General features: G+C 71.6%; 22 protein-coding genes. 17 read left to right on the top strand and 5 right to left on the bottom strand.

All coding sequences use genetic code 11. The annotated features are described in order from the left end of the window. Window positions 1-13 precede the first annotated feature (13 nt). Both L3i22_RS47655 and L3i22_RS47650 read left to right on the top strand, forming a co-directional pair. Complete coding sequence (locus L3i22_RS47655; RefSeq protein WP_221323994.1) at window positions 14-2,197, top strand: glycosyltransferase; 2,184 nt, start codon at window positions 14-16, stop codon at window positions 2,195-2,197. Between the two features lie 5 nt (window positions 2,198-2,202). Further along, window positions 2,203-2,853 (top strand): hypothetical protein, encoded by a 651-nt coding sequence (locus tag L3i22_RS47650; RefSeq protein WP_221323993.1) that lies wholly within the window; start codon window positions 2,203-2,205, stop codon window positions 2,851-2,853. Here L3i22_RS47650 and L3i22_RS47645 read toward each other — a convergent pair. Further along, window positions 2,833-4,806 carry an acyltransferase family protein gene (locus L3i22_RS47645; protein WP_221323992.1) on the bottom strand — a complete coding sequence of 658 codons (1,974 nt, stop codon included), beginning with the start codon at window positions 4,804-4,806 and terminating at the stop codon, window positions 2,833-2,835. The genes L3i22_RS47650 and L3i22_RS47645 overlap by 21 nt on opposite strands. Window positions 4,807-4,890: 84 nt before the next feature. On the opposite strand from L3i22_RS47645, the gene L3i22_RS47640 reads away from it, so the two are divergent. The 3 genes from L3i22_RS47640 to L3i22_RS47630 are packed head-to-tail and all read left to right on the top strand — an operon-like array spanning window position 4,891 to window position 7,851. Continuing rightward, on the top strand, window positions 4,891-6,501 hold the full coding sequence (locus L3i22_RS47640) for a hypothetical protein (protein ID WP_221323991.1): 1,611 nt from the start codon (window positions 4,891-4,893) through the stop codon (window positions 6,499-6,501). Beyond that, on the top strand, window positions 6,498-7,478 hold the full coding sequence (locus L3i22_RS47635; protein WP_255657694.1) for a glycosyltransferase family 2 protein: 981 nt from the start codon (window positions 6,498-6,500) through the stop codon (window positions 7,476-7,478). The genes L3i22_RS47640 and L3i22_RS47635 overlap by 4 nt, the downstream gene beginning before the upstream one ends. Beyond that, window positions 7,462-7,851 (top strand): GtrA family protein, encoded by a 390-nt coding sequence (locus L3i22_RS47630; RefSeq protein ID WP_255657693.1) that lies wholly within the window; start codon window positions 7,462-7,464, stop codon window positions 7,849-7,851. The genes L3i22_RS47635 and L3i22_RS47630 overlap by 17 nt, the downstream gene beginning before the upstream one ends. 291 nt (window positions 7,852-8,142) lie before the next feature. Here the strand turns inward: L3i22_RS47630 and L3i22_RS47625 are convergent, their stop codons facing one another. Together L3i22_RS47625 and L3i22_RS47620 are read right to left on the bottom strand one after the other, a co-directional pair. Further along, window positions 8,143-9,390, bottom strand: a complete 1,248-nt coding sequence (locus L3i22_RS47625; RefSeq protein WP_221323989.1) for a nucleotide sugar dehydrogenase — start codon at window positions 9,388-9,390, stop codon at window positions 8,143-8,145. Between the two features lie 29 nt (window positions 9,391-9,419). Beyond that, a complete protein-coding gene (locus L3i22_RS47620) occupies window positions 9,420-11,180 on the bottom strand; it encodes a stealth family protein (RefSeq protein ID WP_255657692.1) in 1,761 nt (586 codons plus the stop codon). Window positions 11,181-11,338: 158 nt separating this feature from the next. On the opposite strand from L3i22_RS47620, the gene L3i22_RS47615 reads away from it, so the two are divergent. The 4 genes from L3i22_RS47615 to L3i22_RS47600 all read left to right on the top strand — a co-directional run bounded on the left by L3i22_RS47615 (window position 11,339) and on the right by L3i22_RS47600 (window position 14,982). Next, window positions 11,339-11,602: a hypothetical protein gene (locus L3i22_RS47615; RefSeq protein ID WP_255657691.1), complete on the top strand. Its 264-nt coding sequence runs from the start codon at window positions 11,339-11,341 to the stop codon at window positions 11,600-11,602. A 65-nt stretch (window positions 11,603-11,667) separates the two neighbouring features. After that, window positions 11,668-13,209, top strand: a complete 1,542-nt coding sequence (gene ffh / locus L3i22_RS47610) for a signal recognition particle protein (protein ID WP_221323988.1) — start codon at window positions 11,668-11,670, stop codon at window positions 13,207-13,209. Between the two features lie 67 nt (window positions 13,210-13,276). Next, window positions 13,277-13,885, top strand: a complete 609-nt coding sequence (locus L3i22_RS47605; RefSeq protein WP_221323987.1) for a Uma2 family endonuclease — start codon at window positions 13,277-13,279, stop codon at window positions 13,883-13,885. Between the two features lie 17 nt (window positions 13,886-13,902). Further along, the gene (locus L3i22_RS47600; protein WP_221323986.1) at window positions 13,903-14,982 is read left to right on the top strand and encodes an amidohydrolase family protein; all 1,080 of its coding nucleotides are present in this window, start codon (window positions 13,903-13,905) and stop codon (window positions 14,980-14,982) included. Window positions 14,983-14,998: 16 nt separating this feature from the next. On the opposite strand, the gene L3i22_RS47595 is transcribed toward L3i22_RS47600, so the two are convergent. Together L3i22_RS47595 and L3i22_RS47590 are read right to left on the bottom strand one after the other, a co-directional pair. Beyond that, window positions 14,999-16,417: a PQQ-binding-like beta-propeller repeat protein gene (locus L3i22_RS47595; protein WP_221323985.1), complete on the bottom strand. Its 1,419-nt coding sequence runs from the start codon at window positions 16,415-16,417 to the stop codon at window positions 14,999-15,001. After that, complete coding sequence (locus L3i22_RS47590) at window positions 16,407-16,892, bottom strand: SigE family RNA polymerase sigma factor (RefSeq protein ID WP_221323984.1); 486 nt, start codon at window positions 16,890-16,892, stop codon at window positions 16,407-16,409. The genes L3i22_RS47595 and L3i22_RS47590 overlap by 11 nt, the downstream gene beginning before the upstream one ends. Before the next feature lie 83 nt (window positions 16,893-16,975). Here L3i22_RS47590 and proS point away from each other — a divergent pair, with 83 nt between their 5' ends. From proS to lepB (L3i22_RS47550), 8 genes are all read left to right on the top strand, one after another. After that, on the top strand, window positions 16,976-18,382 hold the full coding sequence (gene proS, locus L3i22_RS47585) for a proline--tRNA ligase (protein WP_221323983.1): 1,407 nt from the start codon (window positions 16,976-16,978) through the stop codon (window positions 18,380-18,382). A 207-nt stretch (window positions 18,383-18,589) separates the two neighbouring features. After that, window positions 18,590-19,117 (top strand): 30S ribosomal protein S16, encoded by a 528-nt coding sequence (gene rpsP / locus L3i22_RS47580; RefSeq protein WP_221323982.1) that lies wholly within the window; start codon window positions 18,590-18,592, stop codon window positions 19,115-19,117. Then, on the top strand, window positions 19,095-19,352 hold the full coding sequence (locus L3i22_RS47575; RefSeq protein ID WP_014447131.1) for an RNA-binding protein: 258 nt from the start codon (window positions 19,095-19,097) through the stop codon (window positions 19,350-19,352). The genes rpsP and L3i22_RS47575 overlap by 23 nt, the downstream gene beginning before the upstream one ends. A gap of 6 nt (window positions 19,353-19,358) precedes the next feature. Further along, window positions 19,359-19,925: a ribosome maturation factor RimM gene (gene rimM, locus L3i22_RS47570; RefSeq protein WP_221330506.1), complete on the top strand. Its 567-nt coding sequence runs from the start codon at window positions 19,359-19,361 to the stop codon at window positions 19,923-19,925. Then, window positions 19,922-20,686, top strand: coding sequence for a tRNA (guanosine(37)-N1)-methyltransferase TrmD (trmD, locus tag L3i22_RS47565; RefSeq protein WP_221323981.1), 765 nt, complete (start codon window positions 19,922-19,924; stop codon window positions 20,684-20,686). Before rimM ends, trmD begins: the two co-directional genes overlap by 4 nt. 123 nt (window positions 20,687-20,809) lie before the next feature. After that, window positions 20,810-21,166, top strand: a complete 357-nt coding sequence (rplS, locus tag L3i22_RS47560) for a 50S ribosomal protein L19 (protein WP_221323980.1) — start codon at window positions 20,810-20,812, stop codon at window positions 21,164-21,166. Window positions 21,167-21,337: 171 nt separating this feature from the next. Continuing rightward, window positions 21,338-22,216: a signal peptidase I gene (gene lepB / locus L3i22_RS47555; protein ID WP_255657690.1), complete on the top strand. Its 879-nt coding sequence runs from the start codon at window positions 21,338-21,340 to the stop codon at window positions 22,214-22,216. Continuing rightward, window positions 22,213-22,875, top strand: a complete 663-nt coding sequence (lepB, locus tag L3i22_RS47550; protein WP_221323978.1) for a signal peptidase I — start codon at window positions 22,213-22,215, stop codon at window positions 22,873-22,875. Before lepB (L3i22_RS47555) ends, lepB (L3i22_RS47550) begins: the two co-directional genes overlap by 4 nt. Window positions 22,876-22,880: the final 5 nt, after the last annotated feature.

Genomic DNA, 22,880 nt, shown 5'->3' with positions numbered 1-22,880 from the left:
GGAGTACACGATCATGACCGCGACCGTCCATGACGTGGCGATCCTCTCGGACTTCCGGTACCCCGGGGGCAACTCCGCGGCGATCGCGGCCGAGGTGCGGGCCCAGGCCGAGGCCGGACTGCGCACGGTGCTGGTGCACGTGCCGTCCCCGCACAACCGGGACGGGCTGCCGTTCAGTCCGCGGATCGCCGAGCTGCTCCGGGACGGGCTGGCCGAGCTGGCCGCGCCGGACGCCGTGACGCACACCCGCCTGCTGGTGATCCGCCAGCCCCGGATCTTCACCGAGGACCTGGCGGTGGTGCCGCGGGTGCGCGCCGACCACACCGTCATGGTGATCAACCAGGCGCCCGGCGACGCCGCCGACCCGCGCCGGTACTACGACTTCCACGAGGTGCGGGACCGGGTCGAGCTGTATTTCGGGCTGGACATCGAGTGGGCGCCGATCAGCCCGCAGATCCGGCAGCGGGTGCCGGGCGCGCCGTTCCACGAGCGGGACTGGCACGAGATCATCGACGTCGCCGAGTGGTCGGCGGGCACCCGGCAGACGCACGACGTCCCGGTGCTCGGCCGGCACGGGCGGGCCGACCCGGTGAAGTGGCCGCGCACCGCCGAGGAGCTGCTGCTGGCCTACCCGGACCGGCCGGACCTGCGGGTGCGGATCCTGGGCGGCGGCGAGATCGCCACCCGGCTGCTGGGCCGGCGCCCGGCGAACTGGGAGGTGGTCCCGTTCGGCGCCGAGCCCCCGCTGCACTTCCTGCAGAGCGTCGACTTCTTCGTCTACTTCCACGACCCGGACCTGGTCGAGGCGTTCGGCCGGACGATCCTGGAGGCGATGGCGGCCGGCGTGCCCGCGATCATCGGCGAGCACTTCCGCCCGATCTTCGGCGACGCCGCGCTGTACTCGACGCCGGCCGGGGTGGAGTCGCTGGTCCGGGAGCTGTGGGCGGATCCGGACCGGTACCGGCGGGTGGTCACCCGGGCCCGGGAGTTCGTCGAGAGCCGCTACGGCACCGCCTCGCACCTGACCCGGCTCGCCGACCGGGGCGCCGGCGCCCGCCCGGCCGCGCACCGGGCGCCCGGGCCGGACCGCGTGCCGGAGCCGGCCGAGCGGCCCCGCCCGGTGCTGCTGCTCAGCGACAACGGCGCCGGCCTCGGGCACCTGTCCCGCCTGATGGCGATCGGCCGCCGGCTGCCGTCGGCGCATCCCGCGGTGATCGCGACCCAGTCGTACGGCGCCTCGGTCGCCCACCAGGAGGGCTTCCTCACCGAGTACCTGCCGTCCCGGACCGTGCTCGGCCTGGCCAAGCAGCGCTGGGCCGGCTTCCTGCAGTCCCGGCTGGAGCACCTGGTCGACCTGCACCGCCCGGCCGTCGTCGCGGTGGACAGCGTCCCGCACGAGGGCATCGTGGCCGCCGCCGCGGCCCGCCCGGACGTCACCTGGGTCTGGGTGCGCCGCCCGATGTGGCGGCGGGACACCGGCGCCGAGTGGATCGCCCGTGGTTCGGCGTTCGACGGCATCCTGGAGCCGGGCGAGTTCGCCGCGGAGGCCGACGAGGGCCCGACCGTGGCGGACCGGGCCGGCGTGCACGCGGTCGAGCCGATCATGCTGCTGGACCGTGCCGACCTGGCCGAGCCGGCCGAGGCCCGGGCCGCGCTGGGGCTGACCGACGACCGTCCGGCGGCGCTGCTGCAGCTCGGTGCCGGGAACATCAACGACATCGCGTCGCCGGTCGGCCGGATCGCCCGGCACCTGCGCGAGGCCGGGTTCCAGGTGCTGCTCGCCGAGTCGATGATCGCGACCGAGCCGATGCCGCCGGTGCCCGGCGCCCGGGTGGTCAAGGTGTACCCGATCAGCCGGTATCTGCGCGGATTGGACCTGGTGGTCAGCGCGTCCGGTTACAACTCCTTCCATGAGCTGCTCGCCTTCGGGGTGCCGGCGGTGTTCGTGCCGAACCGGGCCACGTCGCTGGACGATCAGCTGGCCCGGGCCCGGTTCGCCGCGGCGGCCGGCGCGGCGCTGTGCGTCGAGGACCCGGAGAGCGACGAGCTGGACCGGGTGCTGGCCGAGGCGGTCCGGCCCGAGGTACGGCGACAACTGGCCCGGCGCTGCGCCGAGCTCGGGTTCGGCAACGGCGCGGAGGCCGCCGCGCGCTGGCTGGCAGGGCTGGCCGCGGACAACGTACGAAGCGGAGCGTGAACGACATGTCCGATTTATCCACAAAACCGGAGCTGGAGCGGATGCAGTGGGAGATCGCGGCGCTGACCGGGCGGATGCGCTCGGTCGAGCTGGAGCGCGACTCCTGGCGGGCCCGCTGCGACCGGCTCACCGAGCAGCGTGACGGGGAGCGGGAGAAGAGCCGGCGGCTGCGCACCAGCGGGTCCTACCGGCTCGGGAGGGCACTGGTCTCGTTCGCGCGGGATCCGTTCGGCACCTCACCGCGGCTGGTCCGGGGGCTGGCCCGCCGACTCCGGCCGGGCGTGCCGGTCGTACCGGAGCAGGCCTCTCGTCCGCCGGCCGCGAAGCGGCGGCCGGCCCACCTGTACGTGGCCCTCGGCCTGGACCACGACGGACTGCGCGACTTCCTGGTGACGGTCAACCAGCGGCTGCTGGTGACGCCGGACCACCGGCCGGTGGTGCTGACCGACGATCCGGCGTTCGCCCTGTTCCGCAAGCTCGGGGTGCTGATGGAGTACCTGCCGGACCGGGCCACCTGGGAGCGGCACCGGCCGGACCGGGCCTGGGACGACCTGCTCGCCGAGCGGCTGGCGCAGCTGTGCCGGGACCACCACACCGAACGGACCGTGGTGGTGGACCGGCTCAGCCCGCCGTCGCTAGCCGATCTGCTGCGGTAGCGCCCGGTCCAGCAGCGGCGCGACGGTCCGGGCGTACGTCGTGGTCAGGTGGTTGGAGTCCCGGTAGACGAGCACGTTGCCGATCACCGGCGGGCAGAACGTGCCGCAGAGCCACGGCACCGGGTCGATCACGGTGACCGTGGTGAAGCCGGCCACGACGCTCCGCTGGACCGGCCCGCGCAGCGCCGCCGCGGTGCTCAACCCGCACCGGTTGATCCGCTTGAGCCGGGCCTGGCGGGCCAGACAGACCGGCACCCGCTCGGCGAAGTACGGGGTGTCCGCGAGCATCGCCACCTTCGCGCCCATCCCGGTGAACGCGCCGTACGTCCGCTGCCAGGCGGCCCGCCACTGCACCGCCTCGTCGGTCGTGGTGTCCACCGGGCGGTAGTTGAAGCTCGACCCGATCACCACCAGGGCCGGCTTCAACGCCCGGAACCGGGCCAGCGCCGACGCCCGGAACCGCGCGCACTCGGTGTACTCCCGCTTCAGCCCGTCGTGCCAGAGCGGCAGATCGGCCGCCGAGCAGGACGACTTGGTCAGCGACACCAGCCGCCAGCGGTGCTCGGTCGCGAGCCGTTCCAGGGCCGGGAACCACTGCGCGGCGTGCGAGTCGCCGAACAGCACCACGGTCGTCGGCGAGGCCGGGTCGCCGTAGACGCAGCCGCCCGGCGCGACCACCACCGGCGCCTCGACGTGACACCCGTCCGCCCAGACCCGGGCCTTGTCGTCGTTCACCCGGGCCAGCGTCGGCGTCAGGTTCGCCGGCAGCTCCCGGGCGAGCCGGCCGGCCCGCACGGTCCGGGTGATCACCGCGTACGGGTCGGCCGCGTGCGCGGTCGCCGCCCGCAGGTCCCGGATCGCCGCGCCGGCCGGCACCGGGTGCGGCAGCAGCGCGATGGTGACCGCGACCGCGGCCACCGCCCCGGACAGCCCGACGCCCAGCCCGAGCGCCCGGCGCGGCCGGACGCGCAGCCGCCGGCTGTGCCGCAGCGGGTTCTCCACCAGGTGATACGTCGCCCAGGCCAGGCCCAGCGCGAGCACCGACAGCAGCAGCGCGAGCGGCAGCGAGGAGTCGACGCCGAGCGCGGCCGGGGCGATCAGCAGCAGTGGCCAGTGCCACAGGTACCAGCCGTAGGAGAGCCGCCCGACCGCCTGCAGCGGACCGGCCCCGAGCGGCCGGAACCCGCCGACCAGCACGGCCGCGGTGCCCGCGACCGGCAGCAGAGCATAGATCCCGGGGTACGACGTGGAGTCGTCGAACACCAGCGCCGCCGCCAGGATCGCGACCAGTCCGGCCCCGCCCAGCAGCCGGCTCTCCCGGCGCACCCCGAACACCGCCAGCAGCGCCCCCACGCCCAGCTCCCAGGCCCGGGCGTGCGGCCCGAAGTACGCCCACGGCGCCGACCGTGCGGTCTCCAGCACCCCGGCCGTGAACGACGCCAGCACCAGCGCCACCAGCAGCGGCTTCCGCTTCGGCAGGAGCAGCAGGAGCGGCCAGACCAGGTAGAACTGCTCCTCGACGGCGAGCGACCAGAAGTGCTGGAACGGGGACGGCGGCGCGTCGGCGTTCAGGTAGTCCGTACCGGTGACGGCGAACCGCAGGTTTGCCACGTACCCGGCGGCCGACATCGCGTCCCGGGCCAGCTCGCCCATCCGGATCGCGGGCAGCCACAGCCGGGCCGCGACCAGCGTGGTGACCAGCACCAGCGCCGCGGCCGGGAGCAGCCGCAGGGCCCGCCGGGCGTAGAAGCGCCGGATCGAGATCCCGCCCCCGGCCGCCTCGCGCAGCAGCAGCGAGGTGATCAGGAACCCGGAGATCACGAAGAAGACGTCCACGCCCACGTAGCCGCCGGCCAGCCACGGCGCCCCGGCGTGCCCGAGCACCACCAGGAGCACGGCGACCGCCCGGAGGCCCTCGATGTCGGGACGGAAGTTCTTCGGGGGGAGGCTCACCGCCTCTCAACGCGCCGCCCCGGGCGGAGGTGTCGCAACCTCGCTCCGGCGGCCCTCGTTGCCTCTGGTGTGACAGCCGAGACGTTGAGCGCCATCGACCGGCCACCGGCCCGGCCGGCTCCGGTGACCGCGCCGCCGCGGCCCTGGCGGCCGGTGTGGCGGGCCATCGTGCTCCGCTGCGTGCTGGTCCCGGTGATCGTGCTGGCCCCGTTGATCGCGCTGCCGCCCAGCGCCGACCACCGGTTCAACGTCTACGCCAACGGCGCCCGCTACCTGACCCGCCCGTGGGAACTGGCCGCCGAGGCGTTCCGCTCGGTGCCGCAGTACCTGAACCTGGGCAATTTCCGCCCGCTCGGCCGGATGGTCGAGTGGGCGCTGGACACCGTCACGTTCGCGCTCACCGACCTGCTCGGGCTGCCGGCCAACGTGTCGCTGCGGCTGGTCTCGTCGGCGAGTGCGGTGGTGCTGACGCTGGCCACCGTGGTGCTGGCCGAGTCGGTGCTGAGCCGTGGACGCGCGTTCGCCGGGCCGCCGTCGCTGGTCGCCGCGGTGCTGCCGTTCGCGGTCGGCGGGAGTTTCGTGGCGGCCGGCCGGACCAGCACCACGGTCCTGTTCGGCGGGCTCTACTTCCTGACCGCCGCGCTGGTGCTGCTGGTCGCCGCGGCCGCGGCCCGGACCGTGGGGCGGATCCGGCTCGGCCCGCGGCTGGGCGGGCTCGCCGTGCTGACCGGCGCGGTGCTGGCCGGGTTCAACGAGATGGCCTGGCTGGCGCTGCCGCTGGCGGTGTTCGCCGTGCTGATCCGGGCCCGGACGGTGCTCGCCCTGCGGTGGCGGGAGATCGGCACCGGCGCGGGCGCGCGCTTCACCGGGCTGCTCTGGGCCGGCTTCCTGCCGGTGGCGATCCCGGTCCGGATGATCATCGCGCGCCGGTGCGCGGCCGGGACCTGCTACTCCGGCTCGGACGTGGCGCCGGCCGGGACGCTGGGCGCGCTGCCGAACCGGCTCACCTCGTGGGTGCCGCCGCTGATGTGGCAGCGGGCGAGTGAGGGGCCGTACGGGCACACCGTCGGCCCGGCCCTGCTGGTCGCCCTGATCGCCCTGCTCCTGCTGGTCCGCCGGTTCTGGCGGGACCTGCCGCGCTGCGACACCCCGGACCGCCGGCAGGCCCTGGCGCTCGCCGCGACCGGCCTGGCCGTGCTGGTGCCGGCCGCCACGATGGGCGCGCTCAACGAGCAGATGCAGCACCTCGCCGCGGCCGGCTGGTGGGGCCTGGGCTGGCGGGACAGCGCGCTGGCCGGGGCGGGCGGCACCCTGCTCACGGTCGCGCTGCTGACCGCGGTGTGCGCGCGGGACCGGCTCAGCGGGCGGGCGCACCGGCGCGGCACGCTCGCCGGGGTGCTGCTGCTCGTGGTGATCGCCGCGGTCTCCACCTCGGCGAACCGGGACTACCGGGCCGGCGTGGCTTCGGAGAAACCGGCGTACGTCCACGACCGGGTGGCCCAGGAGATCGTCGACTTCGACCGCTCGGTGGCCGGCGACGGGCGCCGCTGCACGCTGCGCGACCAGTTCCGGGCGAGCCTGCCGCGCGACCGGCGGACCGGCTACCCGGCCGAGATGCGGCGCTTCGACCAGGCCGTGAACCAGGCCACCTACCGGCTCGCGCACCGCCCGTTCTGCACCCGGGCACCGTCGTGATCTCGGTGGTGGCGCCGGTCTACAACGAGGGCGCGGGCGTCGACCGGTTCGTCCGGCGGATGGCCGAGGTGCTTGACGGCCACGACTACGAGCTGATCCTGGTCGACGACGGCTCGGCCGACGACTCGTGGAGCCGGGTGGCCGCGCACGCCGGCGCCGATCCGCGGGTCCGCGGGCTGCGGCTGTCCCGCAACTTCGGCAAGGAGGCCGCGCTGCTGGCCGGTCTGGAGCACGCGGCCGGCGACGCGACCATCGTGATCGACGCCGACCTGCAGCACCCGCCGGCGGTGATCCCGGAGATGATCCGGCGCTGGCGGGCCGGCGCGCAGGTGGTCGAGGCGGTCAAGCGCAACCGCACCGGCCAGTCGCTGAGCAGCCGGCTCGGCGCGCGGGTGTTCAACCGCGCGTTCACCCGGCTGACCCAGGTGGACCTGGTCAACGCGACCGACTTCCGGCTGCTCGCCCGGCCGGCGCTGGACGCGCTGCTGCGGATGCCCGAGCACTCGTCGTTCTTCCGCGGCACCAGCAGCTGGATCGGCTTCACCCGGGAGACCGTCGAGATCGACATCGATCACCGGGAGGGCGGCGCGTCGCGGTGGACCGCGCGGTCGCTGTTCCGGCTCGCGGTCAACGGCCTCACGTCGTTCACCTCGGCGCCGTTGCACCTGGTCACGCTCGGGGGGCTGACGTTCGCGGGGTTCTCGGTGGTGCTCGGGATCCAGACCCTGGTCCGGTGGATGCAGGGCCATTCGGTGGCCGGGTTCCCCACGGTGATCCTGCTGCTGCTGATCACCGGGACGTTCGTGCTGCTCGGGCTCGGGGTGATCGGGGAGTACCTGGCCCGGATCCACGAGGAGGTCCGGGGCCGGCCGCGCTACCTGGTCCAAGAGTGGGCCGGGCCGCGGCCCGGTGGCGCGGACACGTTACGGTCGCTCGATGTCCCGGAACAGTGGGCCGAGCGTGCCCGTCACCACTGAGATGCGGTGGGGGCGCCTGATCCGGTATGCGTTGAGCGGCGGAGCCAGCACAATCACCCATTTCGGCATCGGCCTGTTCGGGGTGCACGTGCTGCACCTGCGCCCGGTGCTCGCCTCGACGACCGGGTTCGTCGCCAGCATCGCGGTGTCCTACCTGCTGCAGCGGATGTGGGTGTTCCGCTCCTCGGCCGGCCACGCGCTCGCCGGATCGAAGTTCCTGATCGTCACCGCGGTCGCCTTCACGATCAACACGACCGTCCTCTGGCTGGGCACCGAGGTCCTCGACGCGCCGTATCCGCTGGTCCAGCCGGTCGCGCTGACCCTCATTCCCCTGCTCAACTACTACCTCAACTCACGCTGGACCTTCTCTTGAAACCCTTCGACGGTACGGCCGGTGTCCGGCCCCCGGTCCAACCTCGCGACGCCGCGGCCGGTCCCGGCCCCGGCCCGCGGCTTGCGCGTCAGTCTGTGGTCCGGGGAGCGCCGGCCGTGCCCACGGACTGACGCGCAAGCCGCCGGCCGGAGTCTTGAGTGGCATCGGCGTCGCGTCGTCGGACCCAGGGCGTGGGCCGGTGCGGTTGGTGCCTCGCCAGGACGTACCGAGGCAAACGAAGCGGCCCGGACCACAGCGGACATGGACCGGGCCGATGAAGCGCGCGGAAGATCAGAGGCGGTGCGCCTCGCGGACGGTGGTGACGCCGCGGGTGTCGAAGAAGCGTTTGGCCAGGCGGGCCAGGTGATCGGCGTCGTATTCGCGGTGGTTCTGGACCAGGATCACCAGGTCGGCCGAGGCGACCGCGCCCTCCAGGTCGTCGGTGCGGGGGAATGACCAGTTCCGGACATGCGGGTCGTGATAGACGACGGTGGCGCCGAGCGCGGCGAGCTGGCGGGCCAGCGGGGTGGCCGGCGATTCGCGCTGGTCGGCGATGTTCGCCTTGTAGGTGACGCCCAGCAGCAGCACGGTCGCCCCGCGCACCGCCTGCCCGTCCGCGTTGAGCAGGTTCTGCGCGCGCCGGGCGACGTAGGCCGGCATGGTCGCGTTGATCTCCTGGGCCAGCTCCACGAAGCGGAACGGGTAGCCGAGCTTGCTCCGCACATTGTGCGAAAGATAGTTCGGGTCGATCGGGATGCAGTGCCCGCCGACGCCCGGCCCGGGGTAGAACGCCTGGAAGCCGAACGGCTTGGTGGACGCCGCGTTGATCACGTCCCAGAGGTCGATGTCCAGCTCGTGGCAGAACCGCGCCATCTCGTTGACCAGCGCGATGTTGACGTGCCGGTAGGTGTTCTCGAGCAGCTTCGCGGTCTCCGCCTCCCGGGTGCCGCGGGCCCGGACCACCGTCTCGATGAACCGCCCGTAGAACTCGGCCGCCGCGTCCGTGCAGGCCGGCGTGAACCCGCCGACCACCTTCGGGGTGTTGTGCGCGCCGTACTCGGCGTTGCCCGGGTCGATCCGCTCCGGCGAGAACGCCAGCCGGAAGCCGGTGCCCGCGGTCAGCCCGGAGAGCTCCTCGAGCAGCGGCCGGACCACGTCGTCGGTGGTGCCCGGATAGGTCGTCGACTCCAGCACCACGAGCATCCCCGGGCGCAGGTTGCGGCCCACCGCGGCGGACGCGCCGGTGACCGCGCGCAGGTCCGGCCCGTCGCCCTCGGAGAGCGGCGTCGGCACGCAGATCACCGCGGTCCGCGCCGCGGCGATCTCGGTCTCGTCGCAGGTCGGCCGGAAGCCGGCGGCGACCATGGCGGCGACGTCGGCGTCGCTCAGGTCGTCCACGTGCGACCGGCCGTCGGTCAGTGACTTGACCACGGTCTCGTCGACGTCGAAGCCGAGCACCGACAGGCCGGCCCGGATCGCCTGCTGGGCGAGCGGCAGGCCGACGTACCCCAGGCCGAGGATGACCACGTCGTAGCTCAAGCGAATCTCCTTGTCGTGTTTGGGTGTGATCACGCGACGGGGGGCAGCGCGACGGTCCGGACCGGCCGGCGGGGTTGACGGGCCGGCGGGGCCGGCATCGTGGCGGCGCGTGGTTCGCGCAGCTCGAAGGGGGCGGAGAAGGGCAGGTACGCCGGCAGGAAGTCGGCCAGCAGCGAATCCAGCTCGTCCGGCGCGGCGTCCCGGCCGTCCACGTCGTTGAGGCAGAGCGTGTCGGCGTTGCGCAGGCGCAGCAGGGTGGCCAGCTTCAACGGCGTCCACGGGTCGGCCAGGTCGGCGTACCGGTGGCGGATCTTCCCGGGGGTGGCCTGGCCGGTCAGGTACGCGTAGTACTGCTGCAGCGAGGAGAGCAGCGACACGTCGTCCGGGTGCCGGAACTGGTGCCCGGCGGTGCTCCGGACCTGCTCGGCGAAGCGCGACTCGACCTCGGTCAGCACGCTGCGCCGGCACGGGTGCGGGGTGTGCATCATCTTGCGGGTCAGCACCCGCCCGAAGGTGTCCCGGATCAGCCGCCGGTTGTTCTTCGCCGCCGAGTCGGCCGGCCGGTCGCCGGGCCCGCGCGGGGACAGGTCGACCAGCGACGGCGACGGGAAGAACTTGGTCAGCCCGCCGGCCGTGAAGAACAGGTCCGGGGTGACCGGCCGGGCCAGGATCACGTCGTCGTTCAGGTAGAGGAAGTGCTCGGCCAGCCCGGGGATCCGGTGCAGCCGCGACTCGATCGCCTGCGAGTTGAAGGTGGGCAGCGTGCCGGTGTCGCCGAAGACCTCCCGGTGGCCGACCACGGTCAGCCGCGGGTGGGCCAGGTCCAGCCAGGCCGGCACCTGATCGTCGGTGACCAGGTAGACGTGGCGGACCCAGGGCGCGAAGTGGTGCAGCGCGCGCATCGAGTAGCGCAGCTCGTCCCGGTTGGTGAAGCGGGCGTCGTTGGCCGCCTGCCCGTGCGCCGCGCCGACCCACGGGTTCTCGGCCAGCGCCCGCTCCTTGCGCCGCCGCCAGGCCGGATCGTCCCCGTCCACCCAGGTGTAGACCACGTCCACGGGGAAGTCGATCCGGTCCGGGTCGAGCGTGGTGAAGACCTGCCGGGTGCGGTAGCCGGTGGTGTCGTCCGGCGAGCAGAACGCGCCGAAGACCGGCTCCGGGGCGATCACGACCGGCTCGGCGGCCGGGATCCGGTCGGCGATCGGGTTGGGCCGCGGCGCGACCAGACTGCCCCGCTCGACCCGCCAGAGCTCGACCTCGCAGGCCTGCTCCGGGCCGAGGACCAGGCTGCCGCCGGGGTCGGTGACCGGCCAGCAGACGGCGATGACGCGTCCGTCCGGGCCGCTGCGCCGGATCCTCCCGTGGTCCCGCTCGGCGATTCCGGCCAGGATGCGCAGCACCAGGTCGCGGTCGGTCTCCGGGACGCCGACCGCGGTGCCGGTGGGCTGCGGGGCGGGCAGCCGGAACCAGTCGACGCCGGCCAGGTCCAGCGCGTCGGCGACCCGGTCGAGGTTGGCCCGGCGCGCGGCGGCGGGGCTGGTCGCGGCCACCACCCGGGCGCTGAGCCGGCCCTGCGGGGTACGCACCCGGATGGCCTGTCCGGTGGCGGCGGGCCGGCCGCCGCGGGCCGGTTCGATCGGCATCAGGGCGCGGGCCACCCGCAGTCGTCGCCGGGGCGCCATCCGGGGCAGGAGCCGGCTTCCGGCGGCCTGGGCGATCCGTCTCCGGATCGGCCAGGGCGTCCGACGCAGAATCCGCCGCAGGGTCACGCCGTCGTCCTTTCGCCGCACCACGCGTGCTTCAACGCCACGGTCGAGAGGGAAGTTGCGGTCTATACCCTTTAATGCCGGTATACGGCTGTTGTTCACGTGGTGGGGGTTATCCGGAAAGTCCCACCCCTAGGGGAACGTCTCAGGGGCTCGGCCGATGCGGGCCGTTGCGCGGACCAGGCATGGTGGTAAGCGCAGTCGAGACCGGGAGGGTCCAGATGGGCAAGGCAGTCGTATTCCTGCTGGCGGTGATCGGTAGCGTGGTCGTGGTGAGCTGGGTGGCGCACGCGCTGTTCGGCGCGTTCTTCTACCTGGTGCTGATCGCCGCGGTGGTCGGCGGTGGGCTCTGGCTCTACGGAAAGGTCAAGCGCGAGATCGCTCCGGGGACCCGCACGCAGCGGCGGATCGAGGCGGCGACGAAGACGTACCGGATGCGGAACCGGTGAGGGTCGTCCGCTGCGGATAGGCTTGCGGGCGACGCCATCACCACCGACCAACGGGAAGTCGCACCGTGTTTGACACCCTGAGTGACCGCCTGTCCGGGATCTTCACCAAGCTCCGCGGCAAAGGCAAACTCACCGATGCCGACATCGACGCCACCGCACGCGAGATCCGTCTCGCGTTGCTGGAGGCCGACGTGGCGTTGCCGGTGGTCAAGGCGTTCGTCGCCAGCTTGAAGGAGCGGGCGCGGGGCGCCGAGGTATCCCAAGCCCTCAACCCTGCCCAGCAGATCATCAAGATCGTCCACGAAGAGCTGATCAACACGCTCGGTGGTGAGGGGCGGCGCCTGGTCTTCGCCAAGCAGCCGCCCACCGTCATCATGCTCGCCGGCCTCCAGGGCGCCGGTAAGACGACGTTGGCCGGCAAGCTGTCGCGCTGGCTCAAGGGCCAGGGTCACCAGCCGCTGCTGGTCGCCGCCGACCTGCAGCGCCCCAACGCGGTCAACCAGCTGCAGGTGGTCGGCGGCCGGGCCGGCGTCGACGTCTACGCGCCCGAGCCGGGCAGCGGCGTCGGCGACCCGGTCAAGGTCGCCAAGGACTCCATCGAGGTCGCCAAGCGCACCGCGAAGGACATCGTCATCGTCGACACCGCCGGGCGTCTCGGCATCGACGAGGAGATGATGCAGCAGGCCCGCGACATCCGGGACGCGGTCAACCCGGACGAGGTCATCTTCGTCATCGACGCCATGGTCGGCCAGGACGCGGTGCAGACCGCCGAGGCGTTCCGCGACGGCGTCGGCGTCACCGGCGTGGTCCTCTCCAAGCTCGACGGCGACGCCCGCGGTGGCGCCGCGCTCTCCGTCCGGCACGTCACCGGCCAGCCGATCCTGTTCGCCTCCACCGGTGAGAAGCTGGAGGACTTCGACGTCTTCCACCCGGACCGGATGGCCAGCCGGATCCTCGGCATGGGTGACGTGCTGACCCTCATCGAGCAGGCCGAGGCGGCCTTCGATGACGATCAAAAAGAGAAGATGACCAGCAAGCTGCTCGGTGGCGAGCAGTTCACGCTGGAGGACTTCCTGGACCAGCTGATCGCCGTCCGGCGGATGGGCCCGATCGCCAACATCCTCGGCATGATGCCGGGCATGGGCCAGATGAAGGACCAGCTGGCCGAGCTCGACGACAGCCACTTCGACCGGGTCACCGCGATCATCCGCTCGATGACGCCGAAGGAGCGCACCGAGCCGAAAATCATCAACGCGTCCCGCCGGCTGCGCATCGCCAACGGCTCCGGCGTCACCGTGATGGACGTGAACCAGCTGCTCAACCGCTTCACCGACGCGCAGAAGATGATGAAGCAGATGAGCGGCATGATGGGCCTCCCGGGCGGCCGCCGCAGCGCCACCAAGAGCTCGAAGAACAAGCGCAAGGGCAAGAACAACCGCCCGCGTACGGGTGGGGGTGGGATGCCGGCCGGATTCCCGGGCGGGATGCCGCAGCTGCCGCCGGGGCTGGACCCGGGCGCGCTCGCCGGGGGTGGCATGCCGCCGGGCTTCAAGCTGCCGAAACTCGACTTCAACAAGCTGCAGAAGCCGAAGGACAAGGATCGCTGAATCGAGTCATGGCGCAACTAGTCGCGGGGCAAGTAGCATGAGTGTCGATCCCAGCGAGGAGGAGCTCATGACCGCTGTCCTGCACGCGCCTATCGACCCGCGGCTGTTCTCGCCCGACAAGGACGATTGGACCGTTGACGACCTGGCCAGCCTTCCGCCGGATCTCCGTTATGAGTTGATCGACGGAAGGCTTGTCTTGCCATCCCCCACTGGCATTCATCAGATACTCGGCCAGAAGCTGGCCGCGATCTTGGAGCAGAATTGCCCCAAGGAGTTTTTGCCCGTGACGGACTACTCGATGAAGGTCGACAGCGGCAACGAGCCGAGGCCGGACGTCGTGGTTGTCCGCAAGAGTGTGCTCGCGCGTACCCCGGCGCCCATCGAAAAGGCGATCCTCGTGGTCGAGATCGTCTCGCCGAGTTCTCATTTTCGTGACACGTGGGGCAAGATCAGAATCTTTGCCGCGGCAGGCGTCGAGACCTACCTGATCGTTGATCCGATCTCCTTCGCGGATGGCATCGAACTGAGCGAGTTCCGGCTGGGTGAAACCGGCTATGACCTCGTTACCAGCACCAACAAGATCTTCGAAACGGAAGTTCCCTATCCGATAAAGATCGATGTTGCGGCGCTGACCGTGCTGCGTGATGAGATCCTGGCTGCGCAGGAGGAGTCCTGATCCGGTAGGACTGTTCCATGGCGTTGCATGTGCGTGGGGTGGTCCTGCCGGACGGTGAGGTTCGGGACATCTGGCTGGTCGGGGATCGGGTGACGTTCGAGCCCGTGGCCGGGGCCGAGACGATCAGTGACGGCGGGTGGATCGTGCCGGGGCTGGTCGACGCGCACTGTCACCTCGGGATCGCCTACGGGGCGAAGCCGATCGAGAGCCTCGACCAGGCCCGCGAGCTGGCCCACGTCGACCGGGACGCCGGGGTGCTGGCGCTGCGGGACGCGGGCTCGCCGTACCCGTACCCCGAATTGGACGACGAACCCGGAGTGCCCCGCCTGGCCCGCGCCGGCCGGCACGTCGCGGCCCCGCGCCGCTACCTGCGGGACATCGGCGTGGAGGTGGCCGCCGAGGAGGTCGCCGCCGCGGTGACCGCGCAGGCCAAGGCCGGCAACGGCTGGGTGAAGCTGGTCGGCGACTGGATCGACCGGGAGGTCGGCGACCTGGCGCCGAGCTGGGACGCGAAGACCATGACCGCGGCGGTCGAGGCCGCGCACGCGGCGGGCGCCCGGGCTGCCGTGCACACGTTCTCCGAGGAGGGCGTGGAGGTGATGGTGAAGGCCGGGGTGGACTCGGTGGAGCACGGCACCGGCCTGTCCCTGGAGCTGATCGACGAGATGGCCCGGCGGGGCACCGCCCTGGTGCCCACGATGATCAACATCCGGACGTTCGGGACGATCGCGGACCAGGCGCGGGAGAAGTTCGCCGGGTACGCGGATCACATGATCGCGCTGCGGGACAACTTCCCCGACGTGGTGCGCGCGGCCTACGAGGCGGGCGTGCCGATCTACGTGGGCACCGACGCGGGCGGCGGGATCCGGCACGGGCTGGCCGCCGAGGAGATGCTCTACCTGCACGAGGACGCCGGGATCCCGGCGGTGGACGTGCTCGCCGCGGCGTCCTGGCGGGCCCGGGAGTGGCTGGGCTTCGGCGGCCTGGTCGAGGGTGGCCTGGCCGACCTGGTGGTCTACGACGCCGACCCGCGCAAGGACCTGCGGGTGGTGCGGGCGCCCCGCCGCATCGTGCTGCGGGGCGCCGTCATCAAATGAGCCGCCAAACAGGCCGTCAGCGGGTGAACCGCCAGGTGTAGAGGCCCTGCTGGGTCGGGCAGGTGAGCAGGTCCGCGGTCCAGTCGCACCGGCCGGCGATCTCCGGCATCGTCCCGAGCGTGACCGCGCGGAAGTCGATGTTGGAGACGCCCCGGGCGGTGAACCGCCCGTCGCCGGCGTCCCGGGTCAGGGTCAGCGCGTTGCCGTCGTCGACGAACCCGCCGATCCCGCGGTCCGAGTACCGGGCCTGCCCGCTCTCGTCGTAGAGCGCGGTCCCGCTGCCGGTCCCGCTGCTGGTCATGACGTGGCCGAGCCGGACCCCGGTGCTGCCGGTCAACGGCACCGCCGTGGTGGTCCGCAGCACCTGTCCGGTGGTCGCGTCGACCATGGTCAGCCGCATGTCGGTTTCCGAGCTGGACTCGTACGCGCAGAGCCGGTCGTGCCCGCACGGGAACGCGGCCTCCAGGTACCAGGGCGGCTTCGGCTCGTAGACGATCTTGGACGGGGTGCCGATCGCCCGGCCCTCGGTGCCGGACTGCTCGGTGTAGACCATCCCCTCGTACGCGAACAGCCCCTGTGGCTCCGGCCGGCCCTGGACCGCCGAGCGGACCTTGCCGGTGTGGATGTCGCGGATCACCACCCGGCCCGGCGCGGTGACCGTGACCACCCGGTCGTCGCGGTACGGGAAGACCTTGCCGGTCGCCGGGTCCAGCAGGCCCCCGTCGGCGTCCTCGGACGCGTCCGCCTCGGTCCGCATCCCGCTGACCAGCACCGCGTCCGACCGGGACACCCAGCGCGTCTGGCCGGTGGCCAGGTCGTACGCCTCGAGCCGCCCGCCGTCGACCAGCCGGACCAGCGTGTCCCGGTGCAGCACGAGCTGGTCGGCGGAGGTGTGCTTCAGTTCCCAGCGCTTCGCGCCGGTGGCCGGGTCGTGGATCTCCAGGACCCGGGTGACCGGCGCGGTCGGCTCGTCGCTCGTCCCGGTCTGGCGCAGCAGCAGGACCGCGTTCTCCGAGGTGGCCACGCCGCGGTAGGTCGCGTCCAGCCCGGGCAGGGTCCAGACGGTCCGCCCGGTCGTGGCGTCCAGCGCGACCACCGTGGAGCCGGTGTACCCGATCACCCGGGTCCCGGAGATCCGCGCCGAGGTGAACGTCTGCCCGGCCGGCGGCTGCACCGGCGACCCGACCGGGGTCATACCGCGGACCCGGGTCGGGGTGGTGGCCGGCAGGATCGGCTCCGCACCCCGGTGCCGCTTGGCGTTGACCACCCCCACCCCGGTCAGGATCAGCACCACCGCGGCGGTGGTGGCCAGCACTGCCCGAGACCGCGCGCGGCGCTGCTCGCCCCGGCGGCGGGCCTGCGAGGCGGTGCCGATCGGGAGCGCGTCGGCCTGCCGGCTCAGCGCCGTGAACAGGTCGTCCAGTTCAGTGGACACGGCGAGCTCCTTCCTCGGTGCCCAGGGCGACCGCGAGCGCGGCGCGGCCCCGGGACAGCCAGGACTTGACGGTGCCGAGCGAGGTCCCGGTCTCGGCCGCGATCTCGGCGATCGAACGATCCAGCAGGTAGTGCAGGGCGAGCGCGCGCCGCTGCGTGTCCGGCAGCGCCCGCATCGCCCGGACCAGCAGCACCACGTCCTCGGACGGCGGGCTCACCGGGTCGAGGGGTGGTTCGGCCGCGGCCCGGGTCCGGCGGACCCCGATCCGGCGCCACCGGTCGGCCGAGAGCCGGTTCACCACCAGCCGCAGCCACGCCTCCGGATCCTGATAGCCGGAAACCTTGCGCCATCGCTGCCACGCCCGGGCGTAGGCCTCCTGGACCAGGTCCTGTGCCTCGCCCGGATCGCCGGTCAGTCCGTACGCGTATCGCAGCAGCCGCCGGGAGGTGTCCCGGTAGAAGCCGTCGAAATCCATCCGTCACCCCGTCCTTCTCCGCAGAGGGACACGGGATGCCCACCCGGCTGGTTGCGCTCGGGGCGAGACTAGGATGCTGCCTCATGGCTCGCGTGCTCACTCCCCGTGCGGAGGACTTCCCCCGCTGGTACCAGGACCTCATCGCCAAGGCGCAACTCGCCGACAACGGCCCGGTGCGCGGCACGATGGTGATCCGGCCGGTCGGCTACGCCATCTGGGAGCGCATGCAGGCCGACATGGACGCCCGGATCAAGGACCAGGGCGTACAGAACGCGTACTTCCCGCTCTTCATCCCGGAGAGCTACCTGCGCCGTGAGGCCGACCACGTCGAGGGCTTCTCGCCGGAGCTGGCCGTGGTCACCCACGCCGGCGGCAAGCAGCTCGCCGAGCCGCTCGTGGTGCGCCCCACCAGCGAGACCGTGATCGGCGAGTTCATGGCCAAGTGGGTCGACTCGTACCGGGACCTGCCGCTGCTGCTCAACCAGTGGGCCAACGTGGTCCGCTGGGAGCTGCGCCCGCGGACCTTCCTGCGGACCACCGAGTTCCTCTGGCAGGAGGGGCACACCGCGCACGCCACCGAGCAGGACGCCCGGGACCACGCCCGTGACATCCACCACAACGTCTACCAGGCGTTTATGGAGGAGATCCTGGCGATCCCGGTGGTGCCCGGCCGCAAGACCAAGGGCGAGCGGTTCGCCGGCGCGACCAACACGATGACCGTCGAGGCCATGATGGGCGACGGCAAGGCGCTGCAGATGGGCACCTCGCACGAGCTCGGGCAGAACTTCGCGAAGGCGTTCGACATCACCTACTCGTCCGCCGAGCGCACCGTCGAGCACGCCTGGACCACGTCGTGGGGCACCTCGACGCGGATGCTGGGCGGCCTGATCATGGTGCACGGCGACGACAACGGCCTGCGGCTGCCGCCGCGGCTGGCGCCGATCCAGGTCCAGATCATGGTGGTCAAGGCAGGCGAGGGCGTCACCGAGGCGGCCACCCAGCTCCGCGACGATCTCAAAACCGCGGGTGTACGGGTGAAACTCGACGACCGCAGCGACATCCCCTTCGGTCGCCGGGCGGTCGACGCCGAACTGCAGGGCATCCCGATCCGGGTCGAGGTCGGTCCGCGGGACCTGGCCAACGGCAACGCGGTGGTGGCCCGCCGGGTGGACGGCTCGAAGTCGCCGATCGCCCTGGCCGAGGTGGCCAACGCGGTGGTCGCCGCGCTCAAGGCCGACCAGCAGCGGCTCTACGACGACGCGCTGGCGTTCCGGGTCGAGCGCACCGTCGACGTGAAGACGCTGGACGAGGCGATCGAGGCATCGCAGACCGGCTGGGCCCGGGTGCCGTGGTCGGCGGTCGGCGAGGCCGGCGAGAAGCAGGCGAACGGCAAGGCCGTCACGGTCCGCTGCCTGACCCGCGAGGACGGCACCATGCCGGAGTCGGACGAGGAGCCGGACCTGATCGCGTACCTGGGCCGTTCGTACTGAGAAATGGCTTTTGACGGGGGTCGGGTGGTCGCTGCCACCCGGTTGGGATTCCCGGCCTCCCATCTGGCAGAATGGCTTGTTGGTATCCGGCATGTCGTGAGGCGCCCTCTAACCCCTCTCGCATTGCCAATCCACGAGGCATCGGTCCCGCATCCCCACGTGGTGTCCGGTCGGCTCACCCACGCAGTCATCAGGAGCGAATAAACCGTGGCCGTTAAGATCCGGCTCCTGCGGATGGGCAAGATCCGCAACCCGCAGTACCGCATCGTCGTCGCCGACTCGCGCACCAAGCGTGACGGTCGCGCCATCGAGTACATCGGCATCTACCAGCCGAAGGAACACCCCTCGGTGATCGAGGTCAAGTCCGAGCGTGTGCAGTACTGGCTCTCCGTCGGCGCGCAGCCGTCCGAGCCGGTGCAGCGCATCCTGGAGAAGACCGGCGACTGGCAGAAGTTCAAGAACCTGCCGGCTCCGCCGCCGCTGCTGGTCGCGCCGAGCAAGCAGAGCAAGACCGAGGTGTACGAGGCGGAGGCCAAGGCTGCCCTGGGGCTCGCCGAGACCACCAAGCCGGCCACCACGCCGAAGAAGGCCAAGGCTGAGAAGCCCGCCGCCGAGAAGGCTGCGGCTGAGAAGCCGGCTGCCGAGTCGAAGCCCGCCGAGGCCGCCGAGCCGACCCGTGAGGCTGTCGCCGAGACGGCGGAGGACCCGGCCGGTGCCGGCGCCGACGCGAGCTGACGGGGCGCTCCGGCCGGCGCTGGAGCACCTCGTCAAGGGCATCGTCGACAACCCGGACGACGTCCGGGTTCGCCTGGTCGACTCGCGCCGCGGCAAGCGGCTCGAGGTCCGTGTGCACCCCGAGGACCTGGGAACGGTCATCGGGCGCGGCGGGCGTACGGCCAAGGCGTTGCGTCAGGTGATCGGGTCGATCGGTGGGCGCGGTATCCGCGTCGACATCGTCGACGCGTACTGATCGATGCTGCTCGTCGTCGGCCAGATCGGCAAACCGCACGGCATCCGGGGCGAGGTCTCGGTGGTCGTGCGGACCGATGAGCCCGAGGCACGCTTCACCGCCGGGCAGGTGTTCACCACGGAGGTCCCCCGGGACCGCCGGGTGAGCACCGGCCCGGCGGCCGCGCCCGCCCCCGGGGCTCTCTTCGAAGTTCCGAAACAACTCACTCTCGAGTCGATCCGCTGGCATCAGGGCCGGGGCATCGCCGTCTTCGAGGGCATCCACGACCGCAACGTCGCCGAGGCGATGCGCGGCGTGTACCTGCAGCTGGACAGCGCCGACATGGCACCCCCGGAGGACCCGGAGGAGTTCCACGACCACCAGTTGGTCGGGCTGCGCGTGGAGTCGCTCGACGGGGCCGTGCTCGGCACCGTGCAGCGGATCGACCACGCGCCGTCGTCGGACCTGATCGTCCTGGCCAAGCCGGAAGGCGGGACCGCGCTCATCCCGTTCGTGATGGCGATCGTCCCGACCGTGGACCTGGCCGGTGGCCGTGTGGTGGTCGACCTTCCCGAAGGACTGCTGGATCTGTGAAGGTCGACATCGTCTCGATCTTCCCGGACTACTTCGCCCCGCTCGACCTCTCGCTGATCGGCAAGGCGCGGAGCACCGGGACGCTCGATCTCACCGTGCACGACCTGCGCACCTGGACCCATGACGTGCACCGGACGGTGGACGACAGCCCGTACGGCGGCGGCCCCGGCATGGTGATGCGCCCGGAGCCGTGGGGCGAGGCGCTGGACGCGGTCGCCGCACCCGGGGCGACCCTGGTCATCCCGTCCCCGGTCGGCCGCCCGTTCACCCAGGCCGACGCGTACGAGCTGGCCGCGCTGCCGCACCTGGTCTTCGCGTGCGGCCGGTACGAGGGCATCGACCAGCGGGTGATCGACGACGCCGCGGACCGGATGCCGGTGCGCGAGGTCTCCCTCGGCGACTACGTGCTGTTCGGTGGCGAGGTCGCGGTCATCGTGATCATGGAGGCGATCACCCGGCTGCTGCCCGGCGTGCTCGGCAACGCGGACTCGCTGACCGAGGAGTCCCACGCGGCCGGCCTGCTGGAGGCCCCGGTCTACACGAAGCCGGCGGCCTGGCGGGAGCGCGAGGTGCCGGACGTGCTGCGGTCCGGGGATCACGGGCGGATCGCCCGGTGGCGCCGTACCGAAAGCCTCTTGCGCACCTCGGCCCGGAGGCCGGACCTCTTCGCCTCCTACCCTTCCGAGAATCTGGACAAGAAGGATCGGAAGGCGCTGGCCGAGGCCGGATTGGAGCTCCCGCCACCCGGTGTGGCAAAGTAGGGAGGTTGCCGTCTCGCCTCACGCCGTGCGGTGCGACGAGGACCCCCTGATGTCGCGGGGGGTCAGAAGTACTCATCCGCGCGCCGAACACCCGGTGCGCTTTAGTTCTACAAGGATGCAGCGATGAACACGCTGGATGAGCTCGACTCCCAGTCGCAGCGCACCGACCTCCCCGACTTCCGCGCCGGTGACACCCTCAAGGTGTACGCCCGGGTCGTCGAGGGCAACCGTTCCCGTGTCCAGGTCTTCCAGGGCGTCGTTATCGGTCGTCAGGGCAGTGGCCTGCGCGAGACCTTCAAGATCCGCAAGATCAGCTTCGGTGTCGGCGTCGAGCGGACCTACCCGTTCAACAGCCCGGTGATCGACAAGATCGAGGTCGTCACCCGTGGTGACGTCCGCCGCGCCAAGCTCTACTACCTGCGTGAGCTGCGGGGCAAGAAGGCCAAGATCAAGGAGCTTCGCGAGAAGCAGACTGTCTGAGCCTCTCAGATTCGGCACAGCGGCGAGGGCCTAGGCTGGCTGCTGTGCCGGATGGTGAACCATTCCAGTCCTACCGCCCGTAACTTCCCCTAGTCGGGAAACCCGGGCGGTAGTGCTGTATCCGGGGGCGGTTCGGCCGGTAGGCGTCAGGAGATGCGAAGCGTGGATCCGATGGAAGGCTATCGTCCGTCCCCTCGTCGGCGGTCGATGCTCAGCAGGCGCAAGGAGATGCCGCTCTGGCAGGAGTTGCCGCTGCTGCTGGTGGTGGCGTTCTGCCTGGCCGTGCTCATCCGGACATTCCTGGTCCAGGCGTTCTACATCCCCTCCGGGTCGATGCAGAAGACGCTGGAGCTCAAGGACCGGGTGCTGGTCAACAAGGTCGTCTACGACATGCGCGACCCGCTGCGCGGCGAGATCGTGGTGTTCCGCGGCACCGACAACTGGGCGCCCGAGGTCACCGAGCCGGTCAGCAACACGTTCGGGGCGAAACTCGGCCGGACCATCGGCGACCTGGTCGGGGTCAGCCGTCCCGGTGAGCGGGACTTCATCAAACGGGTGATCGGCCTTCCGGGTGACATCGTCGCCTGCTGTGATGACCAGGGCCGGATCACGGTCAACGGGGTCGGCATCGACGAGCCTTACATCGCCGACGGCTACAACTCCGACCTGAGTCAGCCCCCGATCGCCGGTCAGTGCACCAGCCGGAAGTTCGCCGCGGTCACCGTGCCGGCCGGGCAGATGTTCGTGATGGGCGACCATCGCCAGGTCTCCCAGGACGCCCGCTGCCAGGGTCCGGTCCCGATCGAGAACGTGATCGGGCGCGCGTTCGTGACCGTCTGGCCGAGCAGCAGATTCACCGGCCACGACGTCCCGGACGTCTGGAAGCAGTACGCGCAGGACCATCCGACCGCCGCGCTCGGGCCCGCGGGACCGCAGCCGCGACAGGATCCCCAGGTGGCCGGGAGCATTTTCCCGTTGTTGTTGACCGCCGCCCTGTCCGCGCGTTCCGGCATGAGATTCATAAGCCGACGACGTAGGCTCCGAGCGTGATTGACGAGCAGACCGAAAAGCGCCGGGGATCCTTCTGGCGCGAGCTTCCCATTCTGCTGGGCGTGGCCATCCTGGTCGCCGTCCTGGTGCGCGCGTTCGTGTTGCAGACGTTCTACATCCCGTCCCCCTCGATGGAGCACACGCTGAACGTGTGGGACCGGGTGCTCGTCAACAAGCTCGTCTACGACTTCCGGGATCCGAAGCGCGGCGAGATCATCGTCTTCAAGGCGCCGACCGAGTGGCAGTCCGGCACCGAGGGTGAGGACTTCATCAAGCGGGTTATCGGCACCCCCGGTGACCACCTGGTCTGCTGCGACACCCAGAACCGTCTGGTGATCAACGGGCACTCGCTGGACGAGCCGTACATCTACACCGACGCGGACGGCAACCGGAACCAGGTGGCGGACGAGAAGTTCGACATCACCGTCCCGGCCGGGCGCCTCTGGGTGATGGGCGACCACCGCGAGGCCTCCGGTGACTCGCTGGAGCACTACGAGCAGAGCACCGCGGCCGACGAGGCCGGCAAGATCCAGGACGCGACGATCACCATCGACTCGGTGGTCGGGCGGGCGTTCACCATCTTCTGGCCGGCGGGCCGGGCGACCTGGCTGACGGTGCCCGATACGTACAACGACGTCCCGGACGCCGCGGCCCGTTGAGAGGG

This window comes from Actinoplanes sp. L3-i22, from assembly GCF_019704555.1.
Taxonomy (GTDB): Bacteria; Actinomycetota; Actinomycetes; order Mycobacteriales; family Micromonosporaceae; genus Actinoplanes.
Note: the sequence above shows the minus strand (reverse complement) of the source record. Positions and strands in the feature narration are given on the sequence as shown.